The following is a 3,504-nucleotide window of genomic DNA, read 5'->3' on the forward strand; positions in this document are numbered from 1 at the left end:
CAAATAAGCTAAATTTAGGGCTAATCCCATTTTGGTTTTAGCCCTTTGTTTTATGAAGCGGTTTCGCTCAAAATATCCCTCACGTTTAAATTTAGATCTGCCCCGCAGATCCAAACTATAAAATTTTAATCCTATTGCCCTTTAATTTCACGATCTTTTTGTCGTTTACGAGCTTCGTAATTGCCGAGGAGACGTTTTGGCGAGGTGCTCCAAGTAGGCTTGCCAGCGTCATTATATTAAAGGGAAGCTCCACGATCTTATCGGCGTTTGCGATGCGATTTAAAAAATTTAAAATCCGCGTCCGGATTTTCGCAAAGACGATCTCTTTTATTAAAATCCGCTGCGAGTGGAGGTTTTTAATAAGCGCGTTTATGATCGAGCTTGCAAACTCATCTCCTAGCAGCTCAAAAAGCTCCGAGATATTGATCTGCAGCGTCTCGCAGTCGCTTAAAATTTCAAGGCTCGTATTTTTATCCAAACAGACGTAGGCGCCGCTTTTTACGAAGCTAAAGATAAATTCCTTGCCGTTTTCGTAGCAGTTTAGCTTCGCTCTGCCGCGCAGCAGAATGATAAATTTAAACTTCTGCGCGTAGATCACGTCGCCGCGAGCGTAGCTCTCGCGTCTAAATTTAGCAATACGCTCCCTGCTTAAAAAGTCGAATTTCTCGCTGTAATCGTTATTTAGTCTATCTATCATAGCAGCTCTTTGCATAAAATTTCACGTAAATTTTACTCAAAAAGGATAAATTCGTCGCAATCGCGACAAATTTAAATTTATTTTTGATTTATAATTCGCGTTAAAGACAACCCAGAAAGGATACTTTATGAGGAAAATTTTTATCTCATTTGTCTGTGCGTGTTCGCTTTTCGGCGGCGAGGTGATCTCCAAAACCACGGCGATCTCACAGGACGGAAAAACTATCGGCGAGGTTCAAATTTTAACGCCGATCGAGGTGCTATCAGGCGAGGGCAATATCACCAAGATTAAGATCAAAGGCGTCGTGAGCGAAAACTATCAGCTTCAAATCCAAAAAAATATGAAAGAGGCTGAAATTTACGCGACCTTTGCGAACGAGGCCGAAACAAATTTTAAAAAGGGTAAAAAGCTCGAGGACGATTACGGCGAGATCTGGTATGAGGCCGAGGGGATTTACGAGGTCGGCTCGGATGCTGTAGCCAAGGACGCTAAGGCGCTTTATGCGGAAGCAAAGACGAACTACGAGCAGATTTGCTCGGCATGTCATAGGCTTCACGAGCCGAATAGCTTCACGGCAAATCAGTGGCCTGCGAATCTGCAAGAGATGATCAATGCAAACTACGTAGCGCTCGAGGGCGACGATTTAAATTTGATAATAAAATACCTACAACACAACGCAAAAAAACCTGAATGATAAAGGAGATCAGATGAAAAGGCGAGACTTTTTAAAGGCGGGAATTCTAGGCGCAAGCGCGGCAAGCGCTAGCAGGATCGAGGGGGTTACGCAGACGATTTTCGATAATAAAAAGGTATTCGGCGCGAACAGATTCGGCACTTTTTGGCTAAATTTAAACTCGTCGCAGATCGTTTCGGTAAGCGAATTCGAGGGCGATAAATTTCCAAACACGATGAATTATAGCTTGCCCGATTCCGTGCAGAACGAAAACCGCGTGCTCTATCCGATGGTGCGCAAAAGCTATCTAAAGGCTAAAGGTGCAGCAAAGAGCGAACTGCGCGGCAAAGAGGAGTTCGTGCGCGTTAGTTGGGACGTAGCGCTTGATCTAGCGGCGAAAGCCTTAAAAGAAAATTTCGACAAATACGGCGCCGAGGCGATCTACGGCGAGTGCTACTGGTGGGGCGGCAGCGGCAAGATCGGCTGGGGTCGCACCGTAGCGCACCGAATGCTTAAAATTTTAGGCGGCTACGTAGAGGAAAGCGGCGACTACTCGACCGGCGCTGGGCTCGTTATCATGCCCCACGTGCTGGGCAGTAGCGCCGTTTACGACGCACCTACTACATGGAAAGCGATCGTCAAAAACGCCAAAAACGTTGTATTTTGGGCGACCGATCCTGCGGTAACCAATCAAATTTCATCTATTCCGCCTACGCATGACGGCTATATCGGCATGCAAGAGCTTAAAAAATCGGGCATCAAAACCTACAGCGTAAACGTGATGAGAAACGATACCGCGCGTTACTTCGGCAGCGAAGATATAATCGTGCGCCCAAATACCGATACCGCGCTCATCATCGGCATGTGCCATTATCTGTTTACGAACAACCTCTACGACGAGGAATTTATCAAAAAATACACCGTCGGATTTAATAAATTTAAAGCGTATTTTTTAGGCGAGAGCGATAAAATCGTGAAGGACGCCGCTTGGGCGAGCAAAATTTGCGGGCTCAGCGAGGAGGCTATTGCGAAATTTGCTACGGCGCTTGCAAAGGAGCCGACCACGATCCTTATCGGTCGCGGTTTGCAACGCGCAGATCACGGCGAGCAGCCTTTCTGGGCGCTAGTGGCGCTTAATGCGATGCTGGGATATATCGGCAAGGAGGGTCTCGGCTTTGAATTTAGCCTGGGCTACGGTTCTGCGGGCGCTACGAATAAAGTGGCTCCGATTTTAAAGGGACTTAGCACGCGCATAGATGAAAAATACGAAAACACGGGCTCTGCGCCTTGGAAAAACGCGAAAAACATCACCATCCCGTCCTCTCGCAGCATCGAGGCGCTGGAGCATCCGGGTAAGCAGATCGATTATGACGGCACCAAGATCAAGCTGCCGCATATGAGAGTCGCATATATGGCGTGCGGATCGATGTTTACGCGCCATCAAGACGTGAATAATATTGTGAGGCAGTGGCGTAAATTTGACACCGTCATCACCGCCGAGCCTTACTGGACGAGTACGGCGAAGCTTAGCGACATCGTGCTTCCCGTCGCGATCGAGGTCGAGCGTAACGACATCAACCAAACGGGCGCTACGGGCGAATATATAGTCGCTTACAGACCTGCAATCGAGCCGATGGGCGAGAGTAAGAGCGACTTTTGGATCTGCGAGCAGATCTGCAAGCGCTGGGGATATGGCGAGGTCTTTAGCGAGGGCAAGGACGAGCTAGGCTGGATGAAGGAATTCTACGCCGATGCCGTAGAGCAAGCCAAAGGTCTAAATATAACGATGCCTAGCTTTGAGGAATTTTACGACAAAGGCTTCGTGCGCTTTGAAAAGGACGACGAGAGCAGCGCACTATACACGCGCCTTGCGGCATTTCGCGAAAATCCCGCCAAAAACCGCCTCGGCACGCCGTCGGGTAAGATCGAGCTTTACTCGCCCGTAATCGCTAAGATGGGCTATGCCGACTGCCCGCCGATGCCTACTTGGATCGAGCCTAAGGAGTGGCTAGGCGATACGAAAAAGACGGCGAAGTATCCGATCCACATCGTAAGCCCGCACTCTCGCTACCGCCTGCACAGCCAGCTAAACAACTCGATCATCAGAAATTTTGCCGAGGTTAGCGGCAGAGAG

General features: G+C 48.4%; 3 protein-coding genes. 2 read left to right on the plus strand and 1 reads right to left on the minus strand.

Going from position 1 to position 3,504, the window contains the following annotated elements; all coding sequences use genetic code 11:
* Positions 1 to 115: 115 nt before the first annotated feature.
* The gene (locus tag Q0438_RS03965; RefSeq protein WP_299187590.1) at positions 116 to 697 is read right to left on the minus strand and encodes a Crp/Fnr family transcriptional regulator; all 582 of its coding nucleotides are present in this window, start codon (positions 695 to 697) and stop codon (positions 116 to 118) included.
* A 127-nt stretch (positions 698 to 824) separates the two neighbouring features.
* Here Q0438_RS03965 and Q0438_RS03970 point away from each other — a divergent pair, with 127 nt between their 5' ends.
* On the plus strand, positions 825 to 1,391 hold the full coding sequence (locus Q0438_RS03970; protein WP_299187592.1) for a hypothetical protein: 567 nt from the start codon (positions 825 to 827) through the stop codon (positions 1,389 to 1,391).
* Positions 1,392 to 1,404: 13 nt separating this feature from the next.
* Positions 1,405 to 3,504 (plus strand): molybdopterin-dependent oxidoreductase (locus Q0438_RS03975; RefSeq protein ID WP_299187594.1); only part of this gene is annotated, 2,100 nt, incomplete at its 3' end.

Source organism: uncultured Campylobacter sp. (assembly GCF_938030785.1).
Classification (GTDB): Bacteria; Campylobacterota; Campylobacteria; order Campylobacterales; family Campylobacteraceae; genus Campylobacter_B.